This is a genomic window from Pseudomonas sp. Cab53 (assembly GCF_018325965.1).
Taxonomy (GTDB): Bacteria; Pseudomonadota; Gammaproteobacteria; order Pseudomonadales; family Pseudomonadaceae; genus Aquipseudomonas; species Aquipseudomonas chlororaphis_E.
Window position 1 is genome coordinate 2,086,861 of the sequence record NZ_AP021902.1, and the last position, 25,293, is coordinate 2,112,153.

22 protein-coding genes are annotated in these 25,293 nt (G+C 64.9%); 6 read left to right on the forward strand and 16 right to left on the reverse strand.

The window, feature by feature from the left end:
* Nucleotides 1–149: 149 nt before the first annotated feature.
* The 16 genes from KI241_RS09135 to KI241_RS09210 form a co-directional block, all read right to left on the reverse strand.
* Nucleotides 150–944, reverse strand: a complete 795-nt coding sequence (locus KI241_RS09135; protein WP_042728297.1) for a ChbG/HpnK family deacetylase — start codon at nt 942–944, stop codon at nt 150–152.
* Nucleotides 916–2,085 carry a GNAT family N-acetyltransferase gene (locus KI241_RS09140; protein WP_212803593.1) on the reverse strand — a complete coding sequence of 390 codons (1,170 nt, stop codon included), beginning with the start codon at nt 2,083–2,085 and terminating at the stop codon, nt 916–918. The genes KI241_RS09135 and KI241_RS09140 overlap by 29 nt, the downstream gene beginning before the upstream one ends.
* On the reverse strand, nt 2,085–2,774 hold the full coding sequence (locus tag KI241_RS09145) for a hypothetical protein (RefSeq protein WP_047737317.1): 690 nt from the start codon (nt 2,772–2,774) through the stop codon (nt 2,085–2,087). The genes KI241_RS09140 and KI241_RS09145 overlap by 1 nt, the downstream gene beginning before the upstream one ends.
* On the reverse strand, nt 2,771–4,666 hold the full coding sequence (locus tag KI241_RS09150) for a hypothetical protein (protein WP_212803865.1): 1,896 nt from the start codon (nt 4,664–4,666) through the stop codon (nt 2,771–2,773). The genes KI241_RS09145 and KI241_RS09150 overlap by 4 nt, the downstream gene beginning before the upstream one ends.
* 161 nt (nt 4,667–4,827) lie before the next feature.
* Complete coding sequence (locus tag KI241_RS09155; RefSeq protein WP_042728300.1) at nt 4,828–6,132, reverse strand: oligosaccharide flippase family protein; 1,305 nt, start codon at nt 6,130–6,132, stop codon at nt 4,828–4,830.
* Nucleotides 6,129–7,133 (reverse strand): polysaccharide deacetylase family protein, encoded by a 1,005-nt coding sequence (locus KI241_RS09160; RefSeq protein WP_042728301.1) that lies wholly within the window; start codon nt 7,131–7,133, stop codon nt 6,129–6,131. The genes KI241_RS09155 and KI241_RS09160 overlap by 4 nt, the downstream gene beginning before the upstream one ends.
* Before the next feature lie 15 nt (nt 7,134–7,148).
* Nucleotides 7,149–8,285, reverse strand: a complete 1,137-nt coding sequence (locus KI241_RS09165) for a glycosyltransferase family 2 protein (protein ID WP_042728302.1) — start codon at nt 8,283–8,285, stop codon at nt 7,149–7,151.
* Entirely contained in the window at nt 8,278–9,237 is a 960-nt protein-coding gene (locus KI241_RS09170) for a glycosyltransferase (protein WP_212803594.1), read from the reverse strand. Before KI241_RS09170 ends, KI241_RS09165 begins: the two co-directional genes overlap by 8 nt.
* Entirely contained in the window at nt 9,234–10,604 is a 1,371-nt protein-coding gene (locus KI241_RS09175; RefSeq protein ID WP_042732882.1) for an O-antigen ligase family protein, read from the reverse strand. Before KI241_RS09175 ends, KI241_RS09170 begins: the two co-directional genes overlap by 4 nt.
* Nucleotides 10,601–11,704 (reverse strand): glycosyltransferase family 4 protein, encoded by a 1,104-nt coding sequence (locus KI241_RS09180; protein ID WP_123578663.1) that lies wholly within the window; start codon nt 11,702–11,704, stop codon nt 10,601–10,603. Before KI241_RS09180 ends, KI241_RS09175 begins: the two co-directional genes overlap by 4 nt.
* Nucleotides 11,701–13,293, reverse strand: coding sequence for a Wzz/FepE/Etk N-terminal domain-containing protein (locus KI241_RS09185; RefSeq protein ID WP_212803595.1), 1,593 nt, complete (start codon nt 13,291–13,293; stop codon nt 11,701–11,703). Before KI241_RS09185 ends, KI241_RS09180 begins: the two co-directional genes overlap by 4 nt.
* Before the next feature lie 14 nt (nt 13,294–13,307).
* The gene (locus tag KI241_RS09190) at nt 13,308–14,333 is read right to left on the reverse strand and encodes a polysaccharide biosynthesis/export family protein (RefSeq protein ID WP_042729728.1); all 1,026 of its coding nucleotides are present in this window, start codon (nt 14,331–14,333) and stop codon (nt 13,308–13,310) included.
* Nucleotides 14,334–14,353: 20 nt separating this feature from the next.
* On the reverse strand, nt 14,354–14,998 hold the full coding sequence (locus tag KI241_RS09195) for a CpsD/CapB family tyrosine-protein kinase (protein WP_042729729.1): 645 nt from the start codon (nt 14,996–14,998) through the stop codon (nt 14,354–14,356).
* Entirely contained in the window at nt 14,999–15,745 is a 747-nt protein-coding gene (locus KI241_RS09200) for a sugar transferase (RefSeq protein WP_042729730.1), read from the reverse strand.
* Nucleotides 15,742–16,812: an NAD-dependent epimerase gene (locus KI241_RS09205; RefSeq protein ID WP_042729731.1), complete on the reverse strand. Its 1,071-nt coding sequence runs from the start codon at nt 16,810–16,812 to the stop codon at nt 15,742–15,744. The genes KI241_RS09200 and KI241_RS09205 overlap by 4 nt, the downstream gene beginning before the upstream one ends.
* The gene (locus KI241_RS09210) at nt 16,809–18,173 is read right to left on the reverse strand and encodes a UDP-glucose/GDP-mannose dehydrogenase family protein (protein WP_212803596.1); all 1,365 of its coding nucleotides are present in this window, start codon (nt 18,171–18,173) and stop codon (nt 16,809–16,811) included. The genes KI241_RS09205 and KI241_RS09210 overlap by 4 nt, the downstream gene beginning before the upstream one ends.
* A gap of 429 nt (nt 18,174–18,602) precedes the next feature.
* Here KI241_RS09210 and KI241_RS09215 point away from each other — a divergent pair, with 429 nt between their 5' ends.
* The 6 genes from KI241_RS09215 to KI241_RS09240 all read left to right on the forward strand — a co-directional run bounded on the left by KI241_RS09215 (nt 18,603) and on the right by KI241_RS09240 (nt 25,215).
* The gene (locus tag KI241_RS09215) at nt 18,603–20,300 is read left to right on the forward strand and encodes a sulfatase-like hydrolase/transferase (protein ID WP_212803597.1); all 1,698 of its coding nucleotides are present in this window, start codon (nt 18,603–18,605) and stop codon (nt 20,298–20,300) included.
* 190 nt (nt 20,301–20,490) lie between these two features.
* Nucleotides 20,491–21,159, forward strand: a complete 669-nt coding sequence (locus KI241_RS09220) for an ABC transporter ATP-binding protein (protein ID WP_047737297.1) — start codon at nt 20,491–20,493, stop codon at nt 21,157–21,159.
* Nucleotides 21,159–23,630 (forward strand): FtsX-like permease family protein, encoded by a 2,472-nt coding sequence (locus KI241_RS09225; RefSeq protein WP_212803866.1) that lies wholly within the window; start codon nt 21,159–21,161, stop codon nt 23,628–23,630. The genes KI241_RS09220 and KI241_RS09225 overlap by 1 nt, the downstream gene beginning before the upstream one ends.
* A complete protein-coding gene (locus KI241_RS09230; RefSeq protein WP_212803598.1) occupies nt 23,627–24,700 on the forward strand; it encodes a lipocalin-like domain-containing protein in 1,074 nt (357 codons plus the stop codon). The genes KI241_RS09225 and KI241_RS09230 overlap by 4 nt, the downstream gene beginning before the upstream one ends.
* A gap of 65 nt (nt 24,701–24,765) precedes the next feature.
* Nucleotides 24,766–25,008 (forward strand): hypothetical protein, encoded by a 243-nt coding sequence (locus KI241_RS09235; protein ID WP_123578667.1) that lies wholly within the window; start codon nt 24,766–24,768, stop codon nt 25,006–25,008.
* Between the two features lie 33 nt (nt 25,009–25,041).
* A complete protein-coding gene (locus KI241_RS09240; protein WP_185057650.1) occupies nt 25,042–25,215 on the forward strand; it encodes a hypothetical protein in 174 nt (57 codons plus the stop codon).
* The last annotated feature ends 78 nt before the right edge of the window (nt 25,216–25,293 follow it).

Below are 25,293 nucleotides of genomic sequence, written 5' to 3' on the forward strand. Positions count from 1 at the left end.
AAACTTGACCCCCTAAAACATTGAGGACGATGCCATGATGACTCAGGCCTCCAGAGACCAGACCCGGACGAATGGAACAGGCGGGCGCGGCGGCGACGGATGCCAGTGGCGAACCGGTTGGGGGCAGCGTGATGTCCATTATCCGCCGGTCAGTGCACGTCCCCATACTCAGCCAACCTCAGAGGCTGCCGCTTGCTGCCGTAGGGCACTTTGGGCACGCCCGCCAGGCGCTTGTGCAGCACCTGGGTCAGTGATTCGCCGGGTGCCAGGCTGGCGTCGCCGAAGTCGCCGTCCAGGTCCTGCGGGTGGACGATCACTTCGAGTGAGCCATGCTCCGGCGGTGCTGCGTGGTCCAGGTCGGCCGGGGTGCAGACGTAGTCGGCCGTCGCGCCGCTGAGGCTGCGCATGCGTCGGTTGAGTAGGGTCTTGAAGATGCGTTTGGGCACGTTCAGGTTTGCCCCCAGGTTGCGCGCCAAGCGGATGGGCACGCCATGGCGCTCGGCGAAACGGGCCACCAGCTCGCCGATGGGCCAGATGTTGTGCACGTGTTGGTGGGAGTCGAGGTGGCTGGGGTGCAGGCCGTGGTCCAGGCAATGTTGCCATTGCGCCTCAAGTTCGTCTTGCACCGCCGCGAGGTCTTTTGAACCCAGGCGCAGGCAGTAGCGCGACACGTTGAGGTCGAATTCGCCGTTGGGGGCACAGAACGCGGGTCGCGAGGTGATTGCCTGGCTCAGCGGCGCACCGTGGCTGAGGTTGAAATGCAAGCCGATACGTCCGTTGAGCAGGGGTTGACGGGCCAGCTCGCAAGCCTGTTCGAACCCTGGCATGTTGGCCATGGCGGTGGCGGAGCTGATCACGCCGGCCTCGAAGGCTCGCAGGATGAGTGCGTTTTCACTGAGGCAGAGCCCGAAATCGTCAGCGTTGACGATCACTTGTTGAGGCATTCACGTTCTCCTGGCGCTTGGAAGTGGGGGGCAAAGGTGTTGCGGCGGCCGGGCGCTTGCGTAGCCATGGCTTGAGACTCTTCCATAGTCGCAAGGCGAACCCCAGGACCAGCCCGCCGGGTTGCCATGAATAAAAACTCCAACGCCAGTGTTCCAATTGTCCGGTCATGCGTTCATGCAGTTGATGGCTGGAGTTTTCCAGGCTGACCCGGGACGCATCGACCCAGCGCCAGTTGTCCTCCAGCCCCCAGCGGATCCATTCCTCCAGCAGTACCCGGCCGCTGCCCAGGTCGGCATGCTCCGGCAGGAACGCCAGGTTGTAGTCGTACAGTCGGCCCTGTTCCAGCAGGCCCAGTCGGTAGCTGATGCAGCGTCCTTCCAGCTCCAGCACCACCACGCGCACCAGGCCTTGGGCGGCGAGGGCGGTGAAGGCGTGTTTCATCCATTGCCGGCGCACCGGGTCGGAGAAAATGCCGACGCCTTCTTCACCTTTCCAACTGGCCGACTCGACCTCGGCAAGTTCCTGCAGCAGCAGGCCCATGCTGATGGCATCGGGGGTCAGTCGACGGATCTGTGCGCCGCATGCGGCGATACGCTTGCGTGCCTTACGTAACTTATAGCGTGGATCGCCGGAAATTTCCTGATGGTCACTGTCGCTGATCAGATGCACCGGGACCCGGCAGCTCAACCGTCGCTCCCCGGTGGAGCTCAATGCCATCCAGGCACTCAGCGCGCTTTGCTCGCCAACGGCCTCGACCACTTCATTCAATTGCAGCAACGCGTGGGGCAGTTGTTGCCGGATCTGCATCAACGCCTGGCCCATGCTGTCAGCGTCGACGCGCACCAGCAGGGCGATGCGGTCCGCCAGCGGATAACCCAGGTGACGCAGCACCCGGAACCGCAGCCCGCCGATGCGCTCGCGCGCGCTGACCAGGGGCAGGCACAGGCTCAGCGCCTGGTCTTGCCAGCCCAGCAGCACGTGCAGGTCCTGACCGGGTTGCAGCGCCAGTTCCGCCGCTTGCAGCCAGGCCAGGTTATTGAACGGCGTGTAGTCGGCCACCCGGGTGCGCAGCTGCTCATAAGCCGTAGCCGGGAAGTCCGTGGCGAGCAGTGAGCGTCGCCATTCGAAGCGGATTGCCATCAGGCCGCCGCCGCCGTGGGGGCGGGCTGGGCCGGTTTGCGAAAGGTATCCAGCACCGAGCCGGTGTAGAACGTATCGCGGAAGAAGCGCCAACGCCCGAACAGGCAATACACGTGAGTGATCTGGCCGCGCTCCTTGAAGTCCATGCGGATGTGCATCTTGATCGCCGGGATGTTCTGCAAGTCGCAGACATCGACCATCTTGGTGCAGCCTTTTTCCGCCATGATCCTCCACATGTCCTGCTGGACGTCCGCCGACATCTGGGTTCCCCAGTAAGCGCGGGTCATCTCCCCACCGAACTGGAAATACTCGCCCGGCTTGATCGGGAACAGGCAGCGATAGAAATGCCGATCGAAATAATCTCGGGTACTGCCCCAGGCAAACCCCACGGCGTCGCCCTGGCCATCCAGGTACATCAAGCCGGTGTAGCCTTCGGCCGCCAGTTCGCGCATGGTTTCGACGCGGTCGCCGAAGTACTTGGCAAACGCGTCGGCATTGCTGACCGTGATGAATTCCCGGCGCGCCGGCGGGTAGGGCTTGAGGTTATGGGGCGGTAGCGGGACTCGCACGTCGTGTTCCAGCCACACCAGTTGCGAGTGGAAAAACACGAAGTGCCGGATCACCTGTTTGAACACGGCGCGCAGGCCTTTCTTCTGGATGCGATCACGCAGTTTCTGCAGTACGTTCATGGTGCCTCCTGACGGGTGGCGGGTTGAGGAATGGAAGAGGTGGTCCAGCCCAGGGCAAACAGGGTTTGCCCTGGCAATAGAAAATGGATTTGTCCGACTTCGCAGGTGAATGAGGCGCTGCGGCTGCGGTTGTCCGGGCCGAAATACACCAGGGTTGCCTGCGCCTGTGGACAGAGCCCGGCGTCGATATCGACCTGTTGCGCCCGGGTGCTTTTGTTCACGCCCAGCAGGCCGCGTTGCATGCCGGTGGCCATGGCCAGTGCGTCGACTTCGAAGGCGTCGTTGTCCAGGCGTAACACCTGGTCGAACCAGTGCTGCTGGATGAACTGCTGGGCCAGGCCCACCGGCTTGAGCTCGAAGCGATCGTTGTCCAGGACCCTCACCATGCCCTTGGGGTACTCCGGCTCGTCGGCGGCCTGGAACCAGTTGAGCATGTCGAGCAGGCCATCGGCGGAGGCGTTGATCACCACCGAGGTCCACCACAGGGCGGCGTAGTGGGTTTCCTGGTCGTAGGGGCTCAGGCTCGAGCCGCTGGACATATTGGTCTGGTCCAGCAGTAGCGCCTTGCGTGGCCGGCCCGTGGCGTCCAGGCCCACCAGCCTGGCCGCGCGCCGCACACTGCTGCGATACACCCGCGTCGCCAGCAGGTCGCGAATCATCCATTCGTGCCAGGCCAGGGCATCGACCTGGTCGCCGTACCGGGCCAGCAGACGCCGGGCCCAGTCGATGCCGCGTTTGTCGGCGGCGTTTTCGGCCAGCGGACCGTTGGTGAACCGGGAGCTGGCCGGGATCGCGATGCGCACCCCCGCGCGGACGTTGGCGGGCAGGGCGCGGACCTCATTGGCCATGCTCTCGAACACCGCCTGATAGCTGGCGAAGTCGGGGTAGTTGAGGTTCGGCTCATCGGCGAAACCTAAGTAATGCACGCCTTTGCCGCCCAGGGCGCGGGTGGACTTGAGCCAGGCTTGCAGGCCGCTGTTGCTGGTCCGATCGGCCACAAGGTCGGCCTTGCGTCCGCTGCCAGCGAGCAGGGTAATGTCCTGGTTGATGCCGAAGCGATCCTGGTACAGGCGCCGGAACCGATCCTCGTGGTCGGGCTTGGCGGCAGTCACGTCGACCATGCTGTAGTAACTGGCCGCCTGGGGCTTGAGTGCATCGATGACCGCGTAGGCGGCGGGCGGCGGCATGACGTAAGGCAGCGAAACCCCCAGTTTCGGCGTGTCGCCCAGCACCTCGGGGTAGACCTTCAACTGCACGTGCCCCGGGTCTTCGCGAAGCGGCTGCAGTTGCGCCGGGGCTTGGGCGAACAGGTTGGCAGTGCCGTCCAGCCAGAACGCCGCCTTGCCGTTGCCCAGCAAGTGCAGGCGCCAGACCTGCTCGACGTCGGCGACCGGCAGGGCCACTTGGTCGAACTGCCAATAGGCGGGGTACGGCTTGAGGTTCAGTTGCAGTTGTTTGCCGTCGGCCACGCGCCGGGCTTGCAGGCCGCGCACGCCACCGTGGAACTTGCCCGCCAGCACGGCACGCTCGCCCGCGGCGACCTTGAAGTACAGTTCGTCGCCGTCATGGGCTTCGGCGCTGAAGTGCACCTTGGCCGGGGCGAACAGCGCCTGGGTGCGTGCATCGTGTTCAAGGGTATAGCGACGGAAACTGTAGCCGGGGATTTCCAGCCGATAGCTGGCGGGGCCGGGCAGCAAGGGCCATTGCTGCTCGCCGCGTTCCTGCTCGGCCTTGATGAGGCGTTCACCCACCAGGCGGCCCTGGCCATTGAGCAGGTAGATATGCTCGGCATTGGCGTTGGCTTGCCAGGCCGGCACCCAGCGCACGGTCACGGTGTCTGGCCGATCGGTCTGCAAGTACAGGCTGCCGTCGCGAATGCCGGTCCAGGCCATGGATGCGCCATGGGCCGAGAGCGCCAGCGCCCACAGGCAGGCGCCCAACGCCCAGTGCCGCGTCGTCCTTTTGGCGAGCAAGCTCGCTCCCACAGGGTTCGGTGCCGCGCCTGTGGATGCGAGCCAGCTCGCGAAGGCGCACGGCCAGGCGCCAGGAAACTTCATGCCGATTTCCCCAGTAGCATCTGGCGCATCGGCAGTAAATCGCTGGGCAGGATGATCAGTGTCTGCCACGGCGCCACGCCGCTGAGGCGGCAATACATCGCCAGCAGCGCCAGGGTCACGCCCAGGTAGGCGATGGACGATGCGGCGGCGGCACCGACGATGCCATAGCGCGGGATCAGCAACACATTCAGCGCCAGGTTCAGCAGCGCCCCCAAGCCCATCAAAAACGAGACAGCACCGGGCCGGTTCTTGCCCAGCAGGTCCAGGCGCAGGATGCTCGCGTAGCACAGCCCGAACAGCCCCGGCAGCAGTGCCAGCAGCGCCGGATACGCCGGTTGGTAGGCGACGCCGAACAAGGTGACGATCAACCATTCGCCGATCAAGGCCATGCTCAGGCAGGCCCCCAGCATCACCGTGGCGGTCAGGCGCAAGGCCAGTGGGGTCAGGCGCTGCATGTCCCGGTCCTGCTGCAACAGGCGCTTCATCAGCGGTGTGGTGACGGCTTCCGGCACGATCAGCAGCAGCTCGGCGGCGGCGCTGGCCATCGCGTAGTGACCCAGGGCGGTGCTGCCCAGCAGGGCGCCGATGAACAGGTAGTCGGAGCGCAAGATCACTTGCTGGAACAACAGGTCCGGGTGGCTGCGGGCGCCGTAGCGCAGCAGCTCGTTCTGGCCGCTGCGATCCCATTGCAGGGTGACGTCCTGGTCCCGGCACAGCCAGACCCAACCGGCCAGCACCACCAGGCTCAGGCCGGCCAGCCAACTGATCAACGCCGCTTCCAGGGCCGCGTCTTTCCAGAGCCAGAACAACGCCAGGAACAGCAACAGCGGCGCTACCGATTCCACCAGGCGCAGGGCATTAAAGGCGCCGACGCCGCCGGACGCGTTGTGCAGGGTCAGCAGGCCGCTCTTGAGCACGGTCAACGGCACGGCGAGCAACAGCAGCCAGGCCAGTAACCCCAATTGTGTGGTGACGTCCAGGTCAGTGCCAAACTCGCGCGCCAGCGCCACCACCAGCAAGGTCAGCAGCCCGGCCAGCAGGCAACCGAACACCAGCACCTGGCTGAGCAACAAACCCATCGAACGCTGCTGCGCTGCCTGGTAGCCGACGGCGGAGTTCAGGCCGCCGCTGGTGGCGGCGCTGATCAGGTCCGGCAGGGTGCTGAGCAGGGCGAACAGTCCCCGTTCGCTGGGCCCGAGCACCCGTGCCAGCAGCACATTACGCAGCAGGCGCAGGCCGATCATCGCCAGGCGCGTCCCCATGCTCAACAGCAGATGCTTGAGGTAATGACCACGGCTCATGAGCGTGTTCCTCGGCGAATTCGCCAGGCCAGCAGTTCAGGGTGATGAGCGTTGCGTTGGCTGACGCCGAAGCGCGGCAGGTTCAAGGGGTCGCCGTCGTGGCGGTACAGGCCGGTCTCGGTACCCAGGGCAAACGGATAACCGTGGGCGGCCACCTGCTGGCGCACGCGGGCATCGTGGTCGCCGTTGGGGTAGCAATACACCGGCAGGGGTTGTGCGCAGCCGTTTTCCAGGGCGATGCGGCTGCGCGACAGTTCTTCGTGCAGGCGCTGGTCGTCCAGCCCGGTGAGGATCGCGTGGCTGGCGCCGTGAGGGCCGAAGCGAATCAGGCCGGAGTCTTCCAGCATGCGTACTTGGGACCAGTCCAGCGCCTGGGGCTGGGCGCCATGGGGACAGCTTTCGGTGAGGTCGCTCAGCACCTGTGGGTCGAGGCTCTTGAGGCTTTGCAGGTAGTGCACGAGCGCCAGGCTGCGGCGGTCGTCGTCGATGTCATCGAGCAGCACCGGCAGTGGCCGGCCGACCTGATGCAAATGTTCGATCAGCGAGTGACGCGCCACCTGGCCGTGGCTGCCCCAGAGGGTTTCGCCGAGGGTTTCCCACCAGAAATGTTGACGGCTGCCGATGAAGTCCGTGGACAGGAAAATACTCGCCGGCACCTGGTACTGGCGCAGCAGTGGAAAGGCATTCATGGCGTTGTCGCGCCAGCCGTCGTCGAAGGTCAGTGCCACCCGTGGGCGGTTTGGCACGTGTTCCGGGTCGGCCAGCAGCAGCGTCATCAAGGGCACGCAATCGAAGTGGCGTTGCAGCCAGAGCAGCAGGTGCTCGAAGGCTTCCGGGCCGACGCACAGCTCGTTGCGATGGGGCAGTTCGGCGGCGCGGTCGTTGCTCAGCACCCGGTGCAGCATCAGGATCACCCCGGCACCGCGCAGGGGCCCGCGACCCAGGGCCGTGTTCAGGTACAGCCAACCGCCGGTGCGCTTGAAAACGTGTTTGATCGACATCGGCCATCCTCCTTTTCAGCGGTTCTGCTCGGGGTTCCATTGGCTGTAGCGCTGGCCCCGCAGAAACTGCCACAGCCCGATGCTCATGCCCGCCAGCGTCACCAGCACGAACGCGGCCAGGCGAAAGGGTCTGGGCAGGCGGTGCTGCGAGTCCATCAGCCCGAGCAGCGCCATGCTGTAGCCGATCAGTTGTGCCAGCAGGCTCAGGCGATAGAACGGATGCTCGTTCCACAGCCAGGCATTGCTCAGCAGCAACGGCAGCAACAGCACCGGCGCCAGGCGGCGGATCAACTTGTGGCTGATCAACCCGATGGCGTAGAGCCCATGACGCAGTGGGTTGAGCAGCGCGCGCCGCTGGGCCAGGCTTTGCAGGCCGCCGACGGTGACCCGCTGGCGGCGACGGAACTGCTTGTCGGCCTCGTCCACGCCCTGGTCGAGCACCCGAGCCCGTGGCGCATAGACGATGCTCTTGCCGGCGGCCGGCGCGCAGGTGCTGAGGAAGAAGTCATCGTTGACCTGCGCCGGTATGGGTTCGAACAGTTCGCGCCGCAGTGCCAACAGCGCACCGTCGGCCGACACCATGCAACCGGTGCGGCTTTCCACCCGGCGCAGCCAGCCTTCGTAGTGGCGATACAGGCTGTCGCCCAGGCTCAGGCCTTTGCCTGGCACGGGGATTTCCATGTGCCCGGCACACGCGCCCACTTCCGGGTCGCTCAGCGGCGCCAACAGGTGGCCGAGGGTGTCGGTGGCCCATTGGTTGTCGGCGTCGGTGAAAACCAGGATCGCGCCGCGGCTGTGGGCCACCCCGGTGTTGAGGGCGGCGGCCTTGCCTTGGCGGGGCAGGTCGAGCACGGTGATGCGCGGGTCCGCCACGTTGCGCGCGCAGGCCACCGTGTCGTCGCTGGAGCCGTCGCTGGCCAGGATGATCTGCAGCGAATGGGCCCGGTAATCCTGGGCCAGCAAGGTGCGCAACTTCTGTTCGATGTGCCGCGCCTCGTTATGGGCGGCAATCACGATGCTGACGTCCATCGGCACCGCTTTGGCGTAGTAGCGCAGCGGAAACAAGGGGGCCAGCAGGCTCAGGATCACCGGGTAGCCAAGGTAGGCGTACACCGGCAGCAACAGGCACGACCAATAGATGAATTCAGCCACGGGCAGGTCTCCTGACGGTCCAATGACAAAGATTGAGCAATAGCGCGGCGCCGGTCAGGTGCAGGCGCACCCCATGCAAGGCCCACAGTTGCAAGGTCAGGCGCGGGTCACGCCGGCTCTGGCGCAGGCTGAGCAACAGCGGCGGGAGTGCGGTGATCAGCAGCAGCATCAGGGCCAGGCGCGGCTGGCCCTGGAGCAAGGCGAGCAGGGCCAGGACGTCCAGCGCCCAGGCGCCCACGGACAGCGCCGGGAAGCGCAACAGCCGCAGGCTCGGGCCATGGCTGCGCAGCAGTTGCAGATGACTGCCCTGGCGCCACAACTCCTTGCTCATCCATTCGCGCCAGCTGCCTTCGTAACCCCAGTGCAGGGCCACGCTTTCGTTGACCAGCAGCAGCTGCGCGCCGGCCTGGCGCAGACGCAGGGAAAAATCCTTGTCCTCGCCGGTGCGCAGGGTTTCGTCGAAACCGCCGATCTGGGCGAACCAGGTGCGGCGCAGCAACAGGTTGGCGCTGGGCAGCCACTGCACCCGGTGCAGGCGATGGGCCCCCGGACGCTGGCTGCGACGTTGCCAGGCTTCGGCGAACCAGGGGGCTTGGCGCGGCGTGTCCAGGTCGAGGCCGAGCACATCGCCCTGCTGGCCTTCGAGTTCCAGCAGCAGCTTGAGCCAGTTGGCCGGCATTTCGATGTCGGCGTCGATGAACGCCAGCCAGTCGCCGTGAGCCACCGCCGCACCGCGGTTGCGCAGCGCGCCGATGTGCACGCCGGGCACGATCAGCACCCGTGCGCCCAGCTCGCTGGCGATGTGTGGGCCGCGGTCGTCGGAACCGTTGTCCACCACGATCAGCTCGCACTCCAGCTCGGCCTGACGCGCCGCTTCCCGGGCCGCCAGCAGTGTCCGGCCAATGTGTCGGGCCTCGTTGTACATCGGGATGACGATGCTGATCCGCTTCATGGCTGGGTCTCCCGTGGCGCGCCCTGTTCGGCTTCGTAGCGCAGCACGCTGGTGAGGGCGAGCATGATCCACAGCAACTTGTGGTTCGGCGCACTGAGGAACATCAGGAAAAGGGTCAGCGACAGGAAGCTCATGCCCAGGTGCGTCAGCAGGTCGGCTTGCGCCCAGTCCCGGCGTTGCAGCCAGAGCTGGCGGGCGTGCATCAGGTTGTACAGGCCCAGGCCGAGCATGCCGACGAACATCAAGCCGCCCGGTATGCCGATCTCACTGAAAATCTCCAGGTAAGTGTTGTGGGCCCGGCGATACAGGTCCCCCAGCTTGCGATTGGCCGAGAACGCCTTGGCGTAACCGGTGGGTGCGTAGTGCAGGGGGAAGGTCCCAGGGCCTGCGCCCAGCACCGGGTTCTCGCGGATCATCTGGCTGCCGACCACGATGTACGAGGCGCGCCGTCCGAGGGACTCGTCCTTGTGGGCATTGGCGCCGGCACTGAGGATGCTCAGCGACTGGATGCGTGCCACGTAGCCGGCCGGCAGCACCGCGACCGCCAGCGGGACCATCAGCGCCAGCCCGAGCATCGCGAACCCCAGGTGCCGCGGACGGATCCGTGGCAACTGCGCGCGGTAGTGGTACAGGCCGATGATCAGGCTGAGCAGCAGCACCACCAACCCCGAGCGCGATTCGGTCTTGGTCATCCCGCCCAGCAGCAGGACGAGGCAGCCACCCCAGAACAACCGGTACAGCAGGTACGGGCCACGCACGATCAGCAGCAGGGCCAGTGGCACGGTGAAAGCGATTAGCAGGGCAAAGGCGTTCGGGTCTTCCAGCAGGCCGGACGCGCGGCCCTGGTCCTGGTACTTGGCCGAGAACATCGCGAGCACGCAGGTGGCGGTCACGCTCAACGTCACCAGGCGGCAAAACATGTCCAGGTTCAGTTCGCGGCCGATCAGCAACGTGATGCCGAACAGGATCAGGCCCACGCTCAGTTCGCGAAAATGGGTCATGGACAAGTCCATGTTTTCCGTCAGCAGCATGCTCAAGCCGTAGAGCAGCATGAAGCCGATCAACGGCCGCCAGATGTTGCTGCGCAGGCGCGTGGCGGGAATCTGGTGCACAGCCAATTGCAACATCAGGATCAGCGCCAGGGCCAGGCCGAAGAACTTGGTGCCGGAGAAAGCGTTGTCCTTGAACAGGCCTTCGAAGGGCACCAGGGCGGCGATGCCCAGCAGCCCCCAGCCGGGCTTGCGGTACAGCACGGCGACACCGACCAGGCCCAGCACCGCGCCTGGCGCCAGGAACGGATAAGGACTGGCCAGCAACGCCAGGCAAGCCAGGCCCAGCAGGCTGATGATCGAGAGCGGGACGATCATGGGTGAGCCTCCTGTGCCGTGCGGATGTAGAGCTGCGACCAGCGCTCGGCCAGCGTGCGCAGGTCGTAGCGATCCTGCTGGGTGCGACGGGCGTTGTCGGCGAGGATCCGCGCCAGGGGCGGTTCGCTGAACAGCGTCTCGATCTGTTGCGCCAGTGCGTGGCTGTCGGCCGGTGTCGCGAGCAGGCCGTTGTGCCGGTCCTGCAGGACATCGGGAATGCCGCCGACGCCGAACGCCACCACCGGCACACCGGCCTGCATGGCTTCGAGCAGGATCATCGGCGTGCCTTCGGTGCGCGAGCTGATCACCAGGGCATCGAGGCGACTCCACCAGGCGTTCATGTCGGTCTGGTAGCCCGGCAGCTCGATGCGCGTCGGCAGGCCGGCGTCGTTGATGCGCTTGAGCAGCGTCTGGCGTTCCGGACCGTCGCCGAGCATCACCGCATGCAGTGACGAATGCCGCTGGCACAGCGGGATCATGGCGTCGAGGAACAGATCCGGGCCTTTCTCGCTGCTCAAGCGCCCGACGTAGCCGACCCGCCAGCGCTGTTCATCGGCGCGGTGGGCCGGCGGCGCGGTGACCGCCGGCAAGCCGTTGGGGATCACGTCGAGTTTCGACGCGCGCACGCTGGCCTGGCGGTGCAGGGCGGCAATGCTCTCGGCCACGCAGACCACTCGCTTGACCGAGCCGGTGCGGCACAGTTGCAGGCTCAGCCAGGTGTAGAAGCGCTGCTTGGGGCTGCGCGGGGTGAAGCCGTGCTGGGTGATCACCAGTGGCAGGCGCAGCAACGTGGCGGCGGACCAGCCGAACAACAGCCCCTTGAAGTTGTGGGTGTTGATCAGCGGCCGGTCCTCGCGGCGCTGGCGCAGGTGCTGCAACAGCTCGGCCCAATTGGCGCAATGGCGGCAGTCGACCCCGGCCTGGCGAAAGCGCGTGATCAAGGTCGGCGGCGCCGCCAGGAACAGCACCTGGTGCTGTCCGGGCGTGGCCAGGCAATGATCGAGCAGCATCCGCTCGGCCCCGTAGAAGCCGCCGCTGTCGAGCAGGTGAATGATCGACAGGGGGCTGCTGTGGCGGGTCGGGCCGAACGGCGCGTTCAATTGCGCACCCAATGGACAAGGCTGGGCAGGCTCCAGTTGCGGTGCGGGTTGACCTGGTCGGGGGACTGCTCGTTGATCACCAGCAGCACCGGTACATCCAGTTGTTGGCTGATCTGGGCCGGATGCTTGAAGCGATGGTCGAAGAACTCACGCACATAGACCAGGGCGATCGCCAGCAACAGGCCGCTGAACAGGCCGAACGCGATGATCAGCATCGGTTTGGGGAACGCCGGGGCGGTCGGTTCGAAGGGTGGGCTCAGGACCCGGGCGTTGGACAGGTCGCTGTCCAGCGAACGGGCGGTGCTGGCTTCGGCGAACCGTTGGGCGTAGGTGGAGAACGCCGCATGCAGGGCGTCGATCTCGGTGTCCATCTGCCGCAGCTTGCTCTGGGTTTCCTGCAACTGGTGGATGCGTTCCTTGAACTCGGCGATGCGCTCGACCTTCTGGTTGATCACCGAGCTGACCACGGCCAGGTCGGTGGTGCGTTCCTGGATCCGGTTGCTCACCACCTTCAGGAACTGCTGGCGGGTGCGCACGATCTGCTCCCGGGCCAGCAGCATCGGTTCGCTGCCGGGTTGGAAGATCGCCAGGTCATTCATGTAGCGGGCGACCTGGCCGGTCAGTTGCTCGCCCAACTGTTTGATTTCCCGGTCTTCGAAGGCGATGTTGTCCACGGTGGTGGTGAAGGTGAACGGGAAGGTGTAGTCGTTGAACCGCGAGCTGTTCGCCGACGCCAGGCTGGTCTTGAGGTAGTCGAGCCAGCGTTGGCTTTGCAGCAGGCGATCCTGGTACAGGTTCAGGGCCTGTTCTTCGGTGTTGATGGCGTTCAGGCGGAAGGTGATTTCCTCCTTCGGATCCGCCGAGCCGACGCCTTCGAGCAAGGTCAGGCGGGTGCTTTCCAGGCCGTCGAGGCGATGCTGGTACTGGCTTTTCTTCTGTTCGTAGAAGGTTTGCGGCAGCTCGATCGATTGCAGTTCCTGGCGACTGGCGAGGTAGTTCTGCAGCAGTTGTGCGACGAACCGGGTGCCTTGGGCCGGGTCACCGAAGCTGTAGACGATGGAGATGACGTTGGAGCCGGGCAGGGTCTCGATCTTGAGGTTTTCGACGGCTTCGTCGGTCAGGGTATCGAGCACGGTGTCACGCACCGGATCCACCTCCAGCCCCAGCGCGTCGCGCAGCGGGTTGATGGCGTACTCACGCAGTGGCGTGGTGATGTAGCGCTTGAACGGATCGCTCACCCACCTGTTGAAGATGCCGGGGCTGGGCGTGTACTCGCCCTGATCGCGCAGGGTGCTGATGGTCTGGCGGATCAGCGCGGGCGAACGGAGGATATTGCTCTCGGTTTCCATGTCCGCCAGGGACGGTGGAATGAACGTGGCGTTCTCCTGGTTGAGCGACGTGGTGGCGTCGCCCTGGGAGATTTTTTTCGACTGCACGATCACCTGGGCGGTGATATCGAAGCTCTGCTTGAGCATCAGCGGCAACACCAGGGCGATGACGGCGAAAATCAGGAAAACACGCTTCACCCACTGCTTGTTGGCGAAGAAGATCCTGAAGAACTCGTGCAGATAATTTTCCTTGGGATTCATGTCGATCACCTGGGTCAGTTGCTGTTGCTGCCTTTGTTATCGAGGCGGTAGCCGAAGCTGACCCCCACGCCCTGGAACAGCACCACGTCGGCCAGTTGCCTGGCGAGTTCGCCGGCGCTGGCGAGCTTGGTCTTGGGTACGAACAGCATGTCTTCGGGTTGCAGGTAGGCGATTTGCGACGCGTCGCCGCTCAGGGCTTTTTCCACGTCGTAATGCCGGGCTTCGACCTGGTTGCCGTTGCGGCGCATGATCACCACCGAATCGAGCCGGGCCTTGACGTTGGTGCCGCGGGCCAGGGTCAGCGCCTCAAGCACCGAGATCGGCCGGCGGATGGGGTAGGAGCCGGGTTGGGCGACTTCACCGAGCACGTAGATCTCGTTGCCGGCGGTGGACTTGAGCAGCACATCGACGGTCATGTGCCCGGGCAGTTGGGCGTAACGCTCATTGAGAAACGCCTCCAGCTGGGTGACGGTCATGCCTTGCAGCGGCACGGCCCCGATTTCCGGAAAGCTCGCATAGCCGTCCCGGCCCACGGTGATTTCCCGGCTCATGCCGGTGCCGGGGTGACTCAAGGTGCTGCGCAGGTTGTTCTCGCCGGCCAGCGGGCTGGTGACCAGCACCGTCAACTGGTTGCGGTTGGGTTGGAAGAGCATTTTCTGGTCGTAGGCCCGTTGCACCGCGAGGCGGGCTTCGTCGGTGGTCAAGCCGGCGACCTTGACCGCGGTGTTGGCGCCCGGCAGTTCAATGCTGCCATCGGGCATGACCTGTTGCGTGCCGTTGAGCTGGCTGGCGGCGGTGAAGTTCAGGGCCACCTGGTCACCCGGTTGTACGCGGTAGGCCTGTGGGCCGGTGGTGCTGATGTGAAAGATCACATCGAGCACATCCTGAGGCCGCAGGGTCTGCTCGACCTTGGGCATGTCGGTGGCCTGGGCGTTGGCCGGCGCGGCCGTGAGGATCTGCACCGGCATCGAACGGGTATCGGTGGTGCTGGAGCAACCGGCGAGCGGCAGCAACAGCAGGACAAGTATTCTGGCGTTCATCTCGTCATCCTTCTGCACGCTTACAGGTTGTTGTAGAGCCATTTGGGCATGTAGTACTTGCGGCGGTTGAACACGCTGCCCACCACCTTCGCGCCGGCCTGGGACAAGCGCTGGCGAGTGGCCTGGGCCACTTCCCACCGGGTGTCTTCACCGCGCACCACCAGCACCACGCCGTCCACCTGGGTGCTGAGCACCAGCGTGTCGCAGGCCGAATACACCGCGTCGGCGTCGATCACCACGAAGCGGTACTGCGCCGCCAGTTGCCGGAACAGCGGGCGCAGTTGCTCGGGGCTCAGGCGTTCGGCATTGCGGCCCAGGCGTCCGAGCGGCAGGAAGTCGAAGGGCAGGCTGGAGATCTGCACCACGCAGTCCTGCAACAGGGGCGGGGCGAGGCTGTTGAACAGCAGGTCGCTGAAGCCACGCTCCTTGTACAGCGACAGTTGCTGGCTGAGGTTGCGCGGCGAATGGCTGGCATCTACCAGCAACACGCGCCCCGTGCTCATCTGCGCCAGTTGAGCGGCCAGCGCCATGGCGCTGGTGCTGGTGCCGGTGCCGGTGTTGGCGGCCGTCAGCAGCAGTATCCGCAAGGAAGGGTCGAGCACGGTCGAGGTCAGGTTGGTCTCGCTCGGGCTTGCTATGGTGAGAATATTCGTCGAACCGTCCATTTAACTCGCTCCGTGGCCGCTGAACACTTTGAAGGGGGTCATCATCAGGATCTTCAAATCCAGCATCAGGCTTTGCTCGGCGATATAGCTGAGGTCCAATTCCACGCGCTGGTCGAAGTCGATATTGCTGCGCCCGGAGATCTGCCAAAGGCCGGTCATGCCGGGGTAGATACTCAGGCGCACAAGGTGGTTGTCCTTGTAGCGGTAGGCGTTGAACGAGGTCGGCCGCGGGCCCACCAGGCGCATGTCGCCGGTCACTACATTGATCAGGTTCGGCAGTTCGTCGAGGCTGCTGCGTCGCAGGAACCGGCCGATGGGCGTGATGCGCGGGTCGTTGTCGATCTTGAAGTCGATGGCATCGACGCCGTGTTTGTTGAGGTGGCGCAGCGACTCCTTGAGGGCTTCGGCGTCGGCGACCATGGTGCGAAACTTGTACATGCCAAAGACTCGGCCGCGGTAGCCGGTGCGCTTCTGCACGAACAGCACCGGCCCCGGGCTTGAGAACTTGACCAGCAGCGCCAGGCCCAGCAGCAATGGGCAGAGCATCAGCAGAATCGTCAGGGCACCGAGGCAGGCCATCACCCGATTGGTCCGTGAGACCGTCCAGGGCCGGCCGCCGTCGCGGCCGGTCAGCCAGCCCCGGCCTTGGCGGTGGATGGCCGCGTCGAGGCGCCTGCGGTGGTCGGGGTCGACACGTTTGTCGCGTCCGGGTGCGTTGATCGGTAGGTCATGCTCATGTCGGGTCATAGACTCCTCCGCTGAGGTTCGTGCGCAGGTTCAGCCGCGAGCGGCGGGTGGGCAGCAGGCCGCGCGTAGTACTCCAGAAACCAGGCGATGAAGCGGCCGAGGCCTTCGTCCAATTCGATGCGCGGCTGGAACCCGGTGGCCCGCGCCAGGCCACTGGCGTCGGCGCAGGTGTTGAGTACGTCCCCGGCTTGCAGGGGCAGCAGTTCGATGCGGGCGCTGCGGCCCAGGTGTTTTTCCAGCAGCGCCACATAGCTGCGCAGCGCCACCGGGTGCTGCCCGCCGATGTTGAAGATCCGCCAGGGCGCCCGGCTGGTGGCCGGGCCCGGTTGTTCGCAGGCGTCTTGGGGCGTGACATGGGGCGGGCGGTCGACCAGCCGGGCGATGCTCTCGATGATGTCGTCGACGTAGGTGAAATCCCGTTGGTGCTCGCCGTGGTTGTACAGCGACAGCACCCGACCTTCGGTGATGGCGCGGGCGAACTGGATCGGCGACATGTCCGGCCGGCCCCAGGGGCCGTATACGGTGAAGAAGCGCAGCCCCGTGCACGGGATGCCGAACAAGTGGCTGTAGCTGTGGGCCATCAGCTCATTGGCTTTTTTGCTGGCCGCGTACAGCGACAACGGATGGTCGACGTTGTCCTGCTCCGAGTACGGGGTGTGCGGGTTGGCGCCGTACACCGAGCTGGAAGAGGCGTAGATCAGGTGCCTGACCGGGTAGCGGCGGCAGCTTTCCAGGATGTTGAGGAAACCGCCGAGGTTGCTGTCGACATAGGCCCGCGGGTTCTCCAGGGAATAGCGCACGCCGGCCTGGGCGGCGAGGTGGATCACCACCTCCGGGCGGTGGTGCTGGAACAGCGCATCGATGGCCGGTGCGTCGCTCAAGTCGATCCGGGCCAGCGGGAACTCGCCGGCCTGCTCGTGCACCCAGGCAACGCGGTCGTGCTTGAGCTGCGGGTCGTAGTAGTCGTTGAAGTTGTCCAGCCCGCACACCCGATGGCCGTCGCGCAGCAGGCGCAGCACGCAATGTGCACCGATGAACCCGGCTGCGCCGGTCACCAGGACATTCACGCTTGCGGCCCTGGTGCAGCGGTGTCCGGCGGGGTGTGCCGCAGGCCGATGCCGCGATACAACAGCCCGGCGGCGGCCAGGTGTTCGGGGTTGTACAGGTTGCGGCCATCGATGATCACGCGGGCGCGCAACTTGCTGGCCAGCAGGTCGAAGTCCACTACGCGGAAGTTTTTCCACTCGGTGCAGATCACCAGGGCGTCGGCGTCTTCCAGGGTGTCATCGCGGGTGGCGCACAGGTTCAGGTCTTTGCGGTAGCCGTAGAGACGGCGGCATTCGGACATGGCTTCCGGGTCATAGGCCTGGACCCGGGCGCCTTCGCGCCACAGCGCTTCCATCAGGTAGCGGCTGGGGGCTTCGCGCATGTCATCGGTGTTGGGCTTGAAGGCCAGGCCCCAGATGGCAATCGACTTGCCGGACAGGCCGTCGGGGAACTGCTTGGCGAGTTTCTCGAAGAGGATGTGCCGCTGGCTGTCGTTGACGTCGGTGACACTACGCAGCAGGCGCAGGGGCATGCCGCTCTGTTCGGCGGTGTGCAGCAGGGCTCGCAGGTCCTTGGGGAAGCACGAGCCACCGAAGCCGCAGCCGGGGTAGATGAAGTGATAGCCGATGCGCGGGTCTGAACCGATGCCTTTGCGCACCGCTTCGATGTCGGCCCCCAGGCGTTCTGTGAGGTTGGCCAGCTCGTTCATGAAGCTGATGCGTGTGGCGAGCATCGCGTTGGCGGCGTACTTGGTCAGTTCGGCGCTGCGGTTGTCCATGAACATCAGTTTTTCGTGGTTACGGCAGAAGGGCGCGTACAGCTCGCTCATCTGGTCGCGGGCCAACTGATCGGCGGTGCCGACGATGATCCGGTCCGGGCGCATGCAATCGGCGAGGGCGCTGCCCTCCTTGAGAAATTCGGGGTTGGACACCACCCGCACATTCAGTTGCTTCAGGCCTCGGCGTGCCAGCGCCTGGCGGGCGCAGTCGGCAACTTTGTCGGCCGTGCCCACCGGCACCGTGGACTTGATGATCAAGGTGCGGTCGCTGTCCATGAAGTCGGCGATCTGGCGGGTGACGCCCAGCACATGGCTCAGGTCGGCTGAACCGTCCTCATCGGCGGGCGTGCCGACGGCGATGAAGATCAATTCGCCGTGATTGACCGCATCGCTGGCCTGGGAACTGAACGCCAGCCGCCCGGCCTTGATGTTCTCTTCGAGCAAGCCGGACAGGCCCGGTTCGCTGATAGGCGGCACCGCTTGTTGCAGTTGCCGGATCTTGTTCGGGTCGATGTCGATGCACAGCACGCGATGCCCGACATCGGCCAGCGCGGCGGCCTGGATCAGCCCCACATACCCCGTTCCAAATACGCTCACGTCCATTCTTGGCGCGCCTCGAAAAAACCTGTTTATGTAACTCGGATGAAACTGTTATGAGGGGGTATAGCGCAGCCTCAGAAAAGCGTGTCAGCAAAATGACAGTTGTCAGTGTTGGCAAAACTCGAAAGAACAGGGCCTTTTGATATCAAGTTATTGACTGTCTTGGAAAAGTCTCGGTTTTAAAGGGTTTTAGAGGCGTTTAAGAAAGCGATGAACGGTCATAATCCATAGATTTTTCGATTTTAAGAGCCTTAATCGTGTCATTTTTGGGCTAACTTTTTTTTGACGCGCTCGTTGGTCAGGGCATTTCTTGCACTTTGGAAGGCCGCTGCTACTGTGCAGAAACGAAGCCTGTCCGGGCACCGCAAAAGCGCCGCTTTACTGGCGCCGGAACGCGCCTCTTTTCAACGTCGCGACCCCACCGAGAACGTCATGACCCGATACCTCAAGGAACTGTTGCTGGTGCTATATCTGGTTCGGGGTCACGAGTACTACCTCGATCGTCTGGGCGCGCTGGGCGTGGGTGTTGCCACACTGCTGTTCGGCGCGATGTTCGTGGTGCTGGTGATTGCCTTATGGCTGGCCGCGCACATTCGCCTGGCGCTTGTGCGGCACCTGTTCGCCCTGGTGTTGTTCGTCTCGGCGGTGTTCTTCGAGGTGTACACGCGGGTCACCGACAGCTACCTGACCTACAGCCAGTTCGTGTCGCTGGTGTATTCGGGTGGGTTCATCCAGGAGGCGGCCTACCAGTACCGTGAGGTGATCATCAGCGCCATGGCCGGAGGCCTGTTGCTGTTGCTGGGTGTCGGGCTCAAGCCGCGGCGGCGGCTGGCGATCCCCGGACACCTGCCCATCGCCGCACCGGTGCTGGGCGTGCTGTTACTCAGTGGGGTGCTGTTCGTACGGGCGGGGGAAGGTGCCCGCGGGTTACCGGTGATGTACACGCCGCTGGCCTACTTGAACCTGTTTCTCTACGAGGCCTGGCACAACACCGTCGGCCCTCGGGAACCGGTGGATATTGCGCGGTCAACGGCGCCCATCGACCACGATATCGTGCTGATCATCGATGAAAGCATTGCCGGCAACTACCTCGACATCAATACCCCTTCCGGCGTGCACAGTGGCCTGGAAACGGCGCCGGACGGCGTGGAAATTTTCAACTACGGCTATGCCGCCTCCATCGCCAATTGCAGCGCCGACACCAACGTCACCCTGCGCTATGGCGGCACGCGCGCCGACTACATGCGCATCAACAGCACCCTGCCATCGATCTGGCAGTACGCCAGGAAAGCGGGCCTGCGCACGGTCTACATCGACGCCCAGCGCACCGGCGGCAACTTGCAGAACCTGATGACCGACCTGGAAAAACAGGACATCGACGCCTTCGTCCAGTTCGACCAGGTGCGCGTACGCGACCGCGACATGGCGGCCGCGGCGAAGCTGGTCGAACTGCTGGGTGACGGCCAGGCCGAGCTGGTGGTGATCAACAAGATGGGCGCGCACTTCCCGGTCCACGACAAATACCCCGACGATTTCATGAGCTATCGACCGGCCCTGCCGCGCGGGCAGTATCAGGACGTGGCCGACACCGGCAAGCGCGACGGTTTCAACGGCCAGAACGACGATTGGGTGTTGTACCGCAATGCCTATCAGAACACGTTGCTGTGGAATGTCGGGGAGTTCTTCAGGCGCATTTTCCAGCAGGCCGACCTGAGCCATGCCGTGGTGATCTACACCTCCGATCATGGCCAGGACCTGCATGAGCGCGGCAACCCGGGCCTGAACACCCACTGCGGCGGCGACCCGGTGGCAGAGGAGGGGCTGGTGCCGTTGGTGGTCATCCAGGGCAAGGCCTTGCACACCCTCGACTGGCGTGATGCCCTGGCGCAGAACAAGGACCGTTCGAGTCACTACAACATCTTCCCGACCCTGTTGCAGTTGATGGGCTACGACACTGCTGGCGTCGAGTCGGTCTATGGCAGGTCGCTGGTCCAGCCTACCGATGACGATTTCACCTTCAACTACCGCTTCAACGCGCGCCTGGGGGCGAAACCGGCCTGGCGGCACATCGACCTGAGCCACATCGTCACCCCGAAACCGACCCAGGCAGAAATGGCCGTGGGGCATTGATCAGGTCGCCCACTGTTGGGCCTGTGGGATCGTGCCAGGTCGGGCCCTGACTGATCGCTGGAAATTAACGCTAAACGAACGTGCCTCCAGCCTCTGACAAGCGGGCGAGCGCAATAACAATGCACCAACGAAGGGGCTTGGCGCATAACTCCGCTATCCTGAGCCTCACGTTTCCCATCCGAGCCTGTCCATGCTGGAAGTCCGCGACGTTTTCAAAAGCTACCCTACGCCCCAGGGCCCGCTGCCGGTGTTGCAGGGCGTCGATTTGACGCTGGCGCCGGGCAGCAGCCTGGCGTTGATGGGGGAGTCCGGCAGCGGCAAGAGCACGTTGTTGCATCTGGTTGCCGGGCTGGACAAGGTCGATCGCGGCAGCATCCGCAGTGGCGAGTACCGGCTCGACGGCATGAGCGAAAGTCAGCTGGCCAACTGGCGGCGTACGGAAATCGGCCTGGTGTTCCAGCAGTTCAACCTCATCAGCAGCCTGTCGGTGGCGGACAACCTGGCGTTCCAGGCGCGGCTGTGTGGTCGGCACGACCCGGCGTGGCAGGCGCACCTGGTGCGGCGGCTTGGCCTCGCAGATCTGCTGCGGCGTTATCCCGAGCAGTTGTCCGGCGGCCAGCAGCAACGGGTGGCGCTGGGTCGGGCGCTGGCATCGCGCCCGCCGTTGTTGTTGGCCGATGAGCCCACTGGCAGTCTTGACGAGGCCACCAGTGACGAAGTGCTGCAATTGTTGTTGGAATTGCTGGCCGACAGTCCCACCAGCCTGTTGATGGTGACCCACAGCCCTCGGGTGGCCGCCCGCCTGGCGCAGCGTGTGGTGTTGCAGGGGGGGCGGCTCGCGCAGGTGGCCCAGGGGTGATGATTTTTCTTCAGACCCTCAAGGCGCTGCTCAGCCATTGGCGCCGGCATCCGGTGCAATTTTTCAGCGTGCTCACCGGGCTGTGGCTCGCCACCAGCCTGTTGACCGGCGTGCTGGCACTCAACAGTCAGGCCCGGGACAGTTACGCCCGGGCCAGCCAGCTCATCGGCGGCGAGCCGCAGGCCAGCCTCAGCGCCCCCGGCGGCGGGCCGTTTCCCCAGCAGTGGTTTGTCGATCTGCGCCGCCAGGGCTGGCCGGTGTCGCCGGTGGTGCAGGCCCGGGTGAACCTTGAAGGGCACGATGACCTGCGCCTGCAACTGATGGGCATCGACCCGGTGTCGCTGCCGCCCGGTGCGGCACTGGCAGGGCAGGCGCGGGACATGAGCGAGGTGGTGGCGTTTTTCAGCGATCCGGGGCGCACCTGGATCGCCCCGCAGACCCTGCAAGCGCTGGGGATGGGCGAGGGCGATCGGCCTCGGACCGTCGATGGACGATCCTTGCCACCCTTGCACGTCCAGCCGGACATGGCCCCAGGCATGCTGTTGATGGACATCGGCTTTGCCCAGCAAGCCCTCGGGCTGCCGGACCAGGTGTCGCGCTTGCTGCTGCCCGCCGCCTTCAACGCAGCCTTGCCGGAGGCGTTCAATGGCCGGTTGCAGTTCAAGCGCGCCGATGAAGAAAATAACCTGTCGCGCCTGACCGAAAGCTTCCACCTGAACCTCGATGCCCTGGGGTTTCTGTCGTTCGTGGTGGGGCTGTTCATTGCTCACGCGGCGATCGGCCTGGCGCTGGAGCAACGCCGCGGCCTGCTGCGAACCTTGCGGGCCTGCGGGGTCAGTGCGCGGCGACTGGTCGCCAGCCTGGCCCTTGAACTGGGAGTGCTGGCGTTGCTCGGCGGCGTGGCCGGGGTGCTCAGCGGGTATTGGCTGGCGAGCCTGTTATTGCCGGATGTCGCTGCGAGTTTGCGCGGGTTGTACGGCGCCGAAGTGGCCGGGCACTTGAACCTCAGCCCGTGGTGGTGGCTCAGCGGAATCGGCCTGAGCCTGCTGGGTGCGCTGCTGGCCGGGGCCGACAGCCTGCTGCGGGCGGCGCGCCTGCCCTTGCTGGCGTTGGCCAACCCCCAGGCCTGGCACCAGGCCCATGCACGCCGGTTGCGCCGCCAGGGTTGGATAGCGGCGTTGGTCGCATCGATCGGCGCGTCGGCGTTGATCTGGGGCGACAGTCTGGCCAGCGGTTTTGTCTTGATGACGGCGCTGTTGCTGGGCGCCGCCCTGGCCTTGCCCGTGCTGCTCAACGGCGCCTTGGATGGGTTGTTGCGTCGTAGCCGCTCGGTGCTGGGGCAGTGGTTTCTCGCCGATTGTCGCCAGCAACTGCCGACGCTGAGCCTGGCGCTGATGGCCTTGTTGCTGGCGTTGGCGGCGAACATTGGCGCCGGCAGCATGACCTCGGGTTTCCGCCAGACCTTCAACCATTGGCTTGAACAACGGCTGACCTCGGAGTTGTATGTCAGCCCGCAAACCCCGCTCCAGGCCGCAGCGCTGCACGCCTGGCTCAAGCAGCAACCGGCCGTCACCGCGGTGCTGCCCAACTGGCAAGTCTCGGTGCCCCTGCGCGGGTGGCCGACAGACCTCTTCGGCATCATCGATCACCCTGCGTATCGCCAGCACTGGCCACTGCTGGAGGCGTCCGACGGCGACCCGTGGGCGCAACTGGCCGATGCCGACACGCTGATGCTCAGTGAGCAACTGGCGCGGCGTCTCAAGGTGACGATCGGTGAGCGCTTGACCCTGCCGACCCCGCAGGGGCCATGGACGCCACGGATCGTCGGGATCTACGCCGACTACGGCAACCCCAAGGGCCACGTGCTGATCAACGCCGACCACCTGCTGGCGCACTGGCCGCACTTGACGCCGTATCGCTTCAATCTGCGGATCGAGCCGTCCGCGATCCCGGCGTTGGTGAACGCGTTGCAAAGTCGCTTCCACCTGGATGACAGCCGTATCGTCGATCAGGCCCGGCTCAAAGGCTGGTCGACCCAGGTGTTCGAGCGCACCTTTGCCGCCACCGCCGCCCTCAACAGCCTGACCCTGGCGGTCGCCGGCGTCGCGTTGTTCATCAGCCTGCTGACCCAGAGCCAGAGTCGTCTCGGCCAGTTGGCTCCGTTGTGGGCATTGGGGGTGACCCGCCGCCAGTTGATGCTGCTCAACCTCGGCCAGACCTGGCTGCTGGCGTTGCTGACCCTGGTGCTCGCTTTGCCGCTGGGCATCGCCCTGGCCTGGTGCCTGGACACGGTGATCAACGTGCAGGCCTTTGGTTGGCGGCTGCCGTTGCAGGTCTTCCCATTGCAACTGGCCCATTTGCTGGCCCTGGCGATGTTCGCCACGCTGCTGGCATCGGCCTGGCCGCTGTACGCGTTGTACCGTACGCAACCTGCGGATTTGCTCAGGCATTTTTCCGAGGAGGGCCCATGAAGCTCAGCGTTGGCCTGATGCTGCTGGCGTCGTTGCTCGGCGGCTGCGACAACCCGCCGGCGCCGGAGAAGGGCTTTGCCGGCCTCGGCGACCAGGCCGTCGCCTTCACCCCGGTGGTGCCGGGGCGCACGTTCAGTTTCCCGGCCGATCATGGCGCCCACGAAGGCTTTCGTATCGAGTGGTGGTACGTCACCGCCAATCTCAAGGACGCTCAGGGCCGTGACTTCGGCGTGCAGTGGACCCTGTTTCGCAGCGCCTTGGACGCCGCGCCCCAGGCCGACGGCTGGCGCAACCAGACGATCTGGCTCGGTCACGCGGCGGTCACGTCCGCCACCGTGCACCATGCCGCCGAGCGTTATGCCCGTGGTGGCGTAGGGCAGGCCGGGGTGCAGGCGGTGCCTTTCAATGCCTGGATCGATGACTGGCAGTTCGGCACCCAGGCGTCGGGTGCCGATCCGTTGGCGGATATGCAGTTGAAGGCCCACGACTCGCGGTTCAGCTACGCACTGCGGCTTACTTCGACCCGACCGTTGGTGCTGCAGGGGGACAACGGTTTCAGCCAGAAGTCCGAGCAGGGCCAGGCTTCGTATTACTACAGCCAGCCGTTTTTCCAGGCCAGCGGCCAGTTGGAAATCGACGGCCAGCGCTACACGGTCAGTGGCCCGGCCTGGCTGGATCGGGAGTGGAGCAGCCAACCGCTGACGGCCAACCAGACTGGCTGGGACTGGTTCTCCCTGCACCTGGACAGCGGCGAACACCTGATGCTCTACCGCATGCGCCACAAGGACGGCGCGCCCTACCTTACCGGCACCTGGATCGATGCCCAGGGCCATTCGCAAGCGTTGCAGGCCGGTGACATCGAGCTGGCGCCGCTGGGCACGGCCAAGGTCGCCGGCCGTGCAATGCCGGTGCGCTGGTCGATCAAGGTGCCCGGCAAGCACCTGGACGTGACCACCGAAGCCTTGAACCCTGCCGCCTGGATGGACCTGCGCATTCCTTATTGGGAAGGGCCGGTGCGGCTGGAGGGCAGCCACGGCGGCAACGGCTATCTGGAAATGACTGGCTATTGATAATCGCCGGAACTCCCCGCGAACCTCGGCCCTCATAGCTTATGAACGTCTCGCAGGAGCCCGCTATGAGCGATGACCTCACACCTGGGTCGCTGGCCGATTGGCAGCGGCTGTTCGACGACCAGGCCTATTGGCAGCAATCGCCCGATGCTCATTTCACCGCGCTGATGCAGGTGGCCAACGACCTGTTCGGCCAGGGTGCCATCGACCTGGCGCAGTGGCAGGCGTTGAAGACCAAGGCCGAGCAACTGCACCAACGCTCCCCGCAGGCCAACGTCGCACAAGAAGTCGACGACCCCGATGCCTGATTGCACGCTTGAACAAGACTCAAGGAGTCCGTCATGAAACACCGCACCGAATCCACCCAGCACAACCCTGACGAACCGGCGATGCCCGGTGAGGTGGAGCGCGACAACGACGCGCTACGCCCTAATGATCCGGCCAAGCGCAAGCATGAGGGCGGCGATGAACAGGCGGGGGATACCGACGCGCAGAAAACCGCACGGCGTGGTTGATGCGTTGTATGCCCGTTCACTCGGTTGCGGGGCGCTTAAGTGCTCGGCGTTGCCGATTTTAGAAGAGACGGGTCAATG

What these genes read in the sequence shown, in the direction of transcription:
- KI241_RS09145 (WP_047737317.1), bottom strand. Translation starts at nt 2,774, where the DNA reads ATGAACGTACTGCAGAAACTGCGTGATCGCATCCAGAAGAAAGGCCTG.
- KI241_RS09220 (WP_047737297.1), top strand. Translation starts at nt 20,491, where the DNA reads ATGCTGGAAGTCCGCGACGTTTTCAAAAGCTACCCTACGCCCCAGGGC.
- KI241_RS09240 (WP_185057650.1), top strand. Translation starts at nt 25,042, where the DNA reads ATGAAACACCGCACCGAATCCACCCAGCACAACCCTGACGAACCGGCG.
- KI241_RS09140 (WP_212803593.1), bottom strand. Translation starts at nt 2,085, where the DNA reads ATGGCAATCCGCTTCGAATGGCGACGCTCACTGCTCGCCACGGACTTC.
- KI241_RS09150 (WP_212803865.1), bottom strand. Translation starts at nt 4,666, where the DNA reads ATGGCCTGGACCGGCATTCGCGACGGCAGCCTGTACTTGCAGACCGAT.
- KI241_RS09175 (WP_042732882.1), bottom strand. Translation starts at nt 10,604, where the DNA reads ATGATCGTCCCGCTCTCGATCATCAGCCTGCTGGGCCTGGCTTGCCTG.
- KI241_RS09135 (WP_042728297.1), bottom strand. Translation starts at nt 944, where the DNA reads ATGCCTCAACAAGTGATCGTCAACGCTGACGATTTCGGGCTCTGCCTC.
- KI241_RS09170 (WP_212803594.1), bottom strand. Translation starts at nt 9,237, where the DNA reads ATGAAGCGGATCAGCATCGTCATCCCGATGTACAACGAGGCCCGACAC.
- KI241_RS09215 (WP_212803597.1), top strand. Translation starts at nt 18,603, where the DNA reads ATGACCCGATACCTCAAGGAACTGTTGCTGGTGCTATATCTGGTTCGG.
- KI241_RS09190 (WP_042729728.1), bottom strand. Translation starts at nt 14,333, where the DNA reads ATGAACGCCAGAATACTTGTCCTGCTGTTGCTGCCGCTCGCCGGTTGC.
- KI241_RS09210 (WP_212803596.1), bottom strand. Translation starts at nt 18,173, where the DNA reads ATGGACGTGAGCGTATTTGGAACGGGGTATGTGGGGCTGATCCAGGCC.
- KI241_RS09195 (WP_042729729.1), bottom strand. Translation starts at nt 14,998, where the DNA reads ATGGACGGTTCGACGAATATTCTCACCATAGCAAGCCCGAGCGAGACC.
- KI241_RS09185 (WP_212803595.1), bottom strand. Translation starts at nt 13,293, where the DNA reads ATGAATCCCAAGGAAAATTATCTGCACGAGTTCTTCAGGATCTTCTTC.
- KI241_RS09225 (WP_212803866.1), top strand. Translation starts at nt 21,159, where the DNA reads ATGATTTTTCTTCAGACCCTCAAGGCGCTGCTCAGCCATTGGCGCCGG.
- KI241_RS09200 (WP_042729730.1), bottom strand. Translation starts at nt 15,745, where the DNA reads ATGACCCGACATGAGCATGACCTACCGATCAACGCACCCGGACGCGAC.
- KI241_RS09155 (WP_042728300.1), bottom strand. Translation starts at nt 6,132, where the DNA reads ATGAGCCGTGGTCATTACCTCAAGCATCTGCTGTTGAGCATGGGGACG.
- KI241_RS09230 (WP_212803598.1), top strand. Translation starts at nt 23,627, where the DNA reads ATGAAGCTCAGCGTTGGCCTGATGCTGCTGGCGTCGTTGCTCGGCGGC.
- KI241_RS09235 (WP_123578667.1), top strand. Translation starts at nt 24,766, where the DNA reads ATGAGCGATGACCTCACACCTGGGTCGCTGGCCGATTGGCAGCGGCTG.
- KI241_RS09160 (WP_042728301.1), bottom strand. Translation starts at nt 7,133, where the DNA reads ATGTCGATCAAACACGTTTTCAAGCGCACCGGCGGTTGGCTGTACCTG.